We start from the raw sequence: 6,540 nt of genomic DNA, 5'->3' as shown, positions 1-6,540 counted from the left end.
TGTCGATCATCGCCGGCCGCAAAGTCGGGGTGATCGGATACGGCAGCCAAGGGCATGCGCACTCGCTGAGCCTGCGCGACTCCGGCGTGCGGGTGCGCGTCGGGCTGAAGGAGGGCTCCAAGTCGCGAGCCAAGGTCGACGAGCAGGGCCTGGACGTCGATACGCCGGCGAAGGTAGCGGCCTGGGCCGACGTGGTTATGCTGCTGGCGCCCGACACCGCGCAGGCCGGCATCTTCGCAGGCGACATCGAGCCCAACCTGAAACCCGGCGACGCGCTGTTCTTCGGCCACGGGCTCAACATCCATTTCAGCCTGATCAAGCCGGCCGCCGACATCACGGTGGCGATGGTCGCTCCGAAGGGGCCGGGGCACCTGGTGCGCCGCCAGTTCGTCGACGGCAAGGGTGTGCCGTGCCTGGTGGCGGTGGCTCAAGACCCGGGCGGTGACGGCGTGGCGCTGGCGCTGTCCTACGCCAAGGCGATCGGCGGCACCCGCGCGGGCGTCATCGAGACCACGTTCAAAGACGAAACCGAAACCGACCTGTTCGGCGAGCAGACGGTGTTGTGCGGCGGCACCGAGGAGCTGGTCAAGGCCGGATTCGACGTGATGGTCGAAGCTGGCTACCCGCCGGAGCTGGCCTACTTCGAGGTGCTGCACGAACTCAAGCTGATCGTCGACCTGATGTATGAGGGCGGCATCGGGCGGATGTATTACTCCGTCTCCGACACCGCGGAGTTCGGCGGCTACCTGTCGGGGCCGCGGGTGATCGACGCGGGCACCAGGGAACGGATGCGTGCCATCCTGCGTGACATCCAGGACGGCAGCTTCGTCAAGCGACTGGTCGCCAACGTCGAGGGCGGCAACAAGGAGCTGGAGGCACTGCGCAAGGCCAACGCCGAGCACCCCATCGAGGTCACCGGCCGCAAGCTGAGGAATCTAATGAGCTGGGTGGACCGCCCGATCACCGAGACGGCGTAGCCGTGTCGCGCACGCGGAGTTAGGGCGAAATTAGACTCCCAGCTTCGGCAGCTTGCGGATGCCGAATTCGTGTTTGAGCAACGTGCGCGCGGCGTAGTAGCCGCACATGCCGTGCACGCCGACACCGGGCGGAGTGGCCGCCGAGCACAGGTACACCCCGGGAACCGGTGTGGTCCAAGGGTTTAACCGCGGTGTCGGTCCGGCGAGCGCCCGCCACGCGCTGTTGCCGCCGAGCGTGATGTCGCCGCCGACGTAGTTGGCGTTGTGGCTGGTCATCTCGGCGGCCGGCATGCTGCGCGCGGCCAGCACGATGTCGCGGAAACCCGGTGCGAAGCGTTCGATGGCCGCGGTGATCACCTCGGTCTGGTCGATCGGCGAGCCGGCCGGGACGTGGGCGTATGTCCACATCGGGCGCCGGCCCGCGCTGTCGGTCCGCGACGGGTCGGCCAGATGCGGCAGCGCCGCCAGCACCATCGGGGCCGACGCGTGCCGCCCGGCGGCCACCTCGGCTTCGGCGAACGCCATCTGCCGCCGGTCACCGCCCAGATGCAGGGTGGGTGCCGTCGCCACCCGCGGATCATGCCACGGCACCTCGCCGGAGAGCACGAAATCAACTTTGGCTACACCGGACCCGAACCGATAGCGGCGCAACGCTTTCGCATACCGCGACGGCAGTGCGTCACCGTAGATGTCCAGCAGCGCGGTGGGGGCGGTGTCGAAAACCACCACCCCGCCGGGTGGTTCGGTCACCTCGACACCGGCGGCCAGATCCCCGCCGTGGGCGCGCAGGTCGGCGACCAGCGCGCCGGTGATCGCCTGGCTGCCGCCCACCGGGATCGGCCAGCCCACCGCATGCCCGAGCGTGGCGAGCATGTTGCCCGCCGCTGCCGAGGTGATGGACGGCATTCGCGAAATCGTGTGTGCCGCGACGCCGGTGAACAGAGCCTGGGCGTCAGCACCGGCCAGCAGCCGCCACGCCGGGGTGCCCTGTTCGACCATCCGCACACCAAGGCGTGCCACTGTCGTGAGGCCGGTCGGCACCGACCGTTTGTCGCCGATCAGGAACCCGACCACCGCATCGCAGCCGTCGACCAGGGGGCCCAACAGCCGACGCCACGAGGAGCCGTGCTCCAACTCCGCGCAGGTGCGCTGCAGGTCCCGGTAGGCGATCGCGGCAGGGCGCCCCTCCAGCGGGTTGGCGTAGGAGATCTCCGGCACCACCAGCCGCACGCCGCGGGCGGGCAGGTCGAACTCGGCGAAGAACGGAGACGCCAGTGCCAGCGGGTGAACCGCCGAGCACACGTCGTGGGACACACCGGCAAACTCCGGATCGGCGGCCGTCCGCGCCCCGCCGCCGAACGTCGGCTGCGCCTCGAGCACCCGCACCGACAGCCCGGCGCGGGCACAGATGACGGCGGCGGCAAGTCCGTTCGGGCCGCTGCCGACGACGGTGACGTCCACCTCATGAGGATATGGAGCCGACCCGCACACCGAAAACGGGCTGGCGGACCCCGCCGTTGGCGAATTCGGGGCACCACGGCTGGTGGCCGCGGTCGTCGGCCCATACCAATTGCAGCGCCCGCAGGTCACTGCCGTAGAACGCGATCGCCACGTTTAGGTGCGCATCGGGATGCTCGACCTGGACTACCGCGAGCGTCGGCCCACCAGGTATCGAGATCCAATCGCCGGGCATCGGCCGTCCGCCATCCATCAGATACGCGGCGACGCTGTTGAGCAGCCGGGCCGCCGGCGCCGGCGCCAGGCCGGTCACCAACAGCTCGGGCAGGCCGCGCTCATGCAGACCGATGGTGTAGGCGTAGGGGGTGCGGTCGCTCTCCACGTATTGCACCGCCCAACCGTGCTTGTCCACCGTTTCGCGAATGGCCTCCAGCCATTCCTCGACGGTGCTGTCCGGATGATCACATTTCCAGCACATGGGTGCTTCTCCTCCCGTCGTCATACCTACCGACAGGATTCACCCGGGCACCGACAAGAAACGGATGCGCTCAAGGGTGGCGAACAGCTGGCTGCGGTTTGGCATTACGCCGGTCGAGCAGCGGAAGAAAAATCGTGTCGACGATCTCCTCGATGGCTTCGTCGGACAGCGGCCGCAGCGTCATCAGGATTTCGTAGCGGAACAGGTCCCCGGGCAGCCGAGCGATGCGTTCGGTGACCTGTTCCGGTTGGATTTCACCGCGGCCGATCGCCCGCTGGATTGCTTCGTCGAGAGCGGGGTTACGGCCGCCTTGGACTAACGCGCCGAGGTCGGCGAGGCTCGCGCCGGTCTGACGGTAGAAGCCGCCCAGCCGGGTGAACAACTGCGTCGCCAGTCCGACCCTGACTTTGTTGGCCTGCCGGAGTATCCCGACGACGTCACCGCGCAGGCTGCCGGTGTCGGGGGTGGCGATCACGTCCTTGCCGACCTCGTACTTCAACGCGGCCAGCACCAGCTCCTGTTTGCCGGGCCAGCGCCGGTAGAGGACCGCGCGGCTGGTACCCGCCCGCGCGGCCACGGCGTCGATGGTCATGTCGTCGTACCCGCGTTCGGCCAGCTCCGCCCACGCGGCATCCAGCAGAGCCGTCTCCAACGCGCGGCCACGACGGCGCCGCGCAGGAGGTGTCGGGCTAAGAGACATTGCGTTTCCTATCGCTCCGGTCTATCTTCGTAGGATACGATCTGTATCTTATTCTGGGCGGGAGCAGATCCGATGCGAATACTCATCTCCGGTGCCGGTATCGCAGGCCTGAGCACCGCGATCAACCTCGGCGCCACCGGCCACGACGTCACCCTCGTCGAACGCGCCGACCATCTGCGCGTCAATGGTTCTCCGATCGACATTCGCGGTGACGCGATCGACATCGCCGACAAGATGGGTGTGCTCGGGAAAATCCGCGAGCTCCGGATCGACATGAGCGAACGCGTCCAATTCGTCGACCGTAACGGCGCCGTCGTCGCCGAACCGGATTTCGACCAGATCAACGACTCCGCGGACGATTTCGAGATCCCCCGCGAAGACCTCACCACCATCCTCTACAACCACCTCGGGCCGTCGACAGAGCTGCGGTTCGAGGAATCCATCGCCGAACTCGGCGACGATGACCGCGGCGTCGACGTTCGCTTCGCCTCGGGCAAGCAGGACCGCTACGACCTGGTTGTCGGAGCCGACGGGATGCACTCGGCCGTTCGCCGGCTAGTGTTCGGTCCCGAGCAGCGGTTTCTGCATTACCTCGGCTTCTATATCGCCCTGGCCGGGCTGCCCGACTACCCGCCGACCGGACGCAACAACCCGATGTACAACTATCCGGGGCACCTGATCGGCATTGCCTCCTACAACGACAAAGCCTTGGCGGTCTTCATGTTTCGATCGCCCTGGATCGACTACGACTATCACGACCCGGCGGTCCAGAAGCAGATCCTGGCCGACGCTTTCGCCGGCCACAATGAGTGGCGAATCCCTGAACTGATAGCGGCCGCGGTCGCCGACCCGGAACTGTACTTCGACTCGGTCAGCCAGATCCACATGCCCATCTGGCACCGCGGCCGCGTCGTGCTCGTCGGCGATGCCGCCCACTGCACCTCCAACCTGACCGGCCGCGGAACCAGCCTGGCCTTGACCGGCGCATGGTCTCTGGCTCAAGCCCTGCGCGACCACCCCGACGACATCGCCCGGGCATGGGCGCAATACGGCCGCGACCGGCGACCACACGCGACCAGAGTCCAGGCGATGGCGGCGCCTGGAGGCGACCGCCTGGTACCAGCCACCCAAGAGCAGATCGATGCGCGCAACCGACAGCTTCAGCCCGGATCTCTAGAGCCGGGGCGGCGCTGACCTCGGTGTCCGGTGACCCCGACCCGCCGCGCCCGGCTGGGCTACGCTGATCGCTGCCCACTACGCTGTTGCGGGTGAGCCTGCCCGTGGTGTTGATCGCCGACAAACTTGCCCAATCCACCATCGCCGCGCTCGGCGACCAGGTCGAAGTCCGCTGGGTCGACGGCCCTGACCGGGAGAAACTGCTGGCCGCCGTCCCCGAGGCCGATGCGTTGCTGGTGCGCTCGGCCACCACCGTCGACGCCGAGGTGCTGGCCGCCGGCACCAAGCTCAAGATCGTCGCCCGGGCCGGGGTGGGGCTGGACAACGTCGACGTCGACGCCGCCACCGCCCGTGGCGTGCTGGTGGTCAACGCCCCGACGTCGAATATCCACAGCGCCGCAGAGCACGCGATCGCGTTGATGTTGTCTGCCGCCCGCCAGATTCCTCCCGCCGACGCGTCGCTGCACTCCCACGAGTGGAAACGGTCCTCGTTTTCCGGAACGGAGATCTTCGACAAGACCGTCGGGGTGGTCGGGCTGGGCCGCATCGGGCAGCTGGTCGCTCAGCGGCTCACGGCGTTCGGCGCCCGTCTCATCGCCTACGACCCTTACGTGTCGGCGGCGCGTGCCGCCCAGCTGGGCATCGAGTTGCTCAGCCTGGACGAGCTACTGGCCAGGGCCGACTTCATCTCGGTGCATCTGCCCAAGACCCCCGAGACGGCCGGACTGATCGGCAAGGATGCGCTGGCCAAAACCAAGCCCGGGGTGATCATCGTCAACGCCGCGCGCGGCGGGCTGATCGACGAGGCGGCACTGGCAGAAGCGATCAGCGACGGCCACGTCCGCGCCGCCGGGCTGGACGTTTTCGCCACCGAACCGTGCACCGATTCTCCGCTGTTCGACCTCCCGCAGGTGGTGGTCACCCCGCACCTGGGTGCCTCCACCGCCGAGGCCCAGGACCGGGCCGGCACCGACGTCGCGGCCAGCGTGAAACTGGCGCTGGCCGGCGAGTTCGTGCCCGACGCGGTCAACGTCGGTGCCGGGGTGGTCAACGAGGAAGTCGCACCCTGGCTGGATCTGGTGCGCAAGCTCGGGCTGCTGGCAGGCGCGCTGTCCGACGCGCTGCCGGTGTCGCTGTCAGTGCAGGTGCGCGGCGAGCTGGCCGCCGAAGACGTCGAGGTGTTGCGGCTTTCGGCGCTGCGGGGCCTGTTCTCGGCGGTCATCGAAGCTCCGGTGACCTTCGTCAACGCTCCCGCGCTGGCCGCCGAACGCGGGGTGGCCGCCGAGATCGATACGGCCACCGAGAGCCCCAACCATCGCAGCGTCGTCGATATCAAGGCAGTCGCCGCCGACGGCTCCACCGTCACCGTGGCTGGAACCCTGTCCGGCCCGCTGCAGGTGCAGAAGATCGTCGGTATCAACGGCCGACACTTCGACCTGCGCGCCGAGGGTGTCAACCTGGTCATCAACTACGCCGACCAGCCCGGCGCGCTGGGCAAGATCGGTACCCTGCTGGGCGGCGCCGGAATCAACATCCACGCCGCGCAACTGTCCGAGGACGCCGAGGGCCCGGCTGCGACGGTCCTGCTGCGGTTGGACCAGGATGTGCCCGAGGACGTGCGCACAGCGATCGGTACAGCCGTCGGCGCCAACAAGCTCGAGGTGGTCGACCTGTCGTGAGACGCGCCGGCGACGATGCAGAGCGCAGCGATGAGGAGGAGCGGCGCCAAGTGACCGCCGGCGACGATGCAG

At 68.1% G+C, this 6,540-nt stretch carries 6 protein-coding genes; 3 read left to right on the top strand and 3 right to left on the bottom strand.

Annotation, left to right across the window (positions count from 1 at the left end; genetic code table 11):
* Positions 1–977, top strand: a 977-nt coding sequence (gene ilvC / locus AC2VON_RS12315) for a ketol-acid reductoisomerase (RefSeq protein ID WP_486953224.1), incomplete at its 5' end; no start/stop codon positions are given.
* Between the two features lie 30 nt (positions 978–1,007).
* Here the strand turns inward: ilvC and AC2VON_RS12310 are convergent.
* From AC2VON_RS12310 to AC2VON_RS12300, 3 genes are all read right to left on the bottom strand, one after another.
* Positions 1,008–2,438 (bottom strand): phytoene desaturase family protein, encoded by a 1,431-nt coding sequence (locus tag AC2VON_RS12310; RefSeq protein ID WP_486953223.1) that lies wholly within the window; start codon positions 2,436–2,438, stop codon positions 1,008–1,010.
* Between the two features lies 1 nt (position 2,439).
* On the bottom strand, positions 2,440–2,913 hold the full coding sequence (locus AC2VON_RS12305) for a DUF4262 domain-containing protein (RefSeq protein ID WP_486953222.1): 474 nt from the start codon (positions 2,911–2,913) through the stop codon (positions 2,440–2,442).
* A gap of 70 nt (positions 2,914–2,983) precedes the next feature.
* Complete coding sequence (locus AC2VON_RS12300; protein ID WP_486953221.1) at positions 2,984–3,613, bottom strand: TetR/AcrR family transcriptional regulator; 630 nt, start codon at positions 3,611–3,613, stop codon at positions 2,984–2,986.
* Between the two features lie 72 nt (positions 3,614–3,685).
* Here AC2VON_RS12300 and AC2VON_RS12295 point away from each other — a divergent pair, with 72 nt between their 5' ends.
* Both AC2VON_RS12295 and serA read left to right on the top strand, forming a co-directional pair.
* Complete coding sequence (locus tag AC2VON_RS12295; protein WP_486953220.1) at positions 3,686–4,807, top strand: FAD-dependent monooxygenase; 1,122 nt, start codon at positions 3,686–3,688, stop codon at positions 4,805–4,807.
* Positions 4,808–4,881: 74 nt separating this feature from the next.
* Entirely contained in the window at positions 4,882–6,468 is a 1,587-nt protein-coding gene (gene serA / locus AC2VON_RS12290; protein WP_486953219.1) for a phosphoglycerate dehydrogenase, read from the top strand.
* The last annotated feature ends 72 nt before the right edge of the window (positions 6,469–6,540 follow it).

It is taken from the genome of Mycobacterium sp. TH-M82 (genome assembly GCF_057473605.1).
This window is presented reverse-complemented; position numbering and strand designations above follow the sequence as displayed.

Excerpts from the sequence above, each read along its gene's own strand:
- AC2VON_RS12305 (WP_486953222.1), bottom strand. The coding sequence starts at position 2,913 with ATGTGCTGGAAATGTGATCATCCGGACAGCACCGTCGAGGAATGGCTG.
- AC2VON_RS12300 (WP_486953221.1), bottom strand. The coding sequence starts at position 3,613 with ATGTCTCTTAGCCCGACACCTCCTGCGCGGCGCCGTCGTGGCCGCGCG.
- AC2VON_RS12295 (WP_486953220.1), top strand. The coding sequence starts at position 3,686 with ATGCGAATACTCATCTCCGGTGCCGGTATCGCAGGCCTGAGCACCGCG.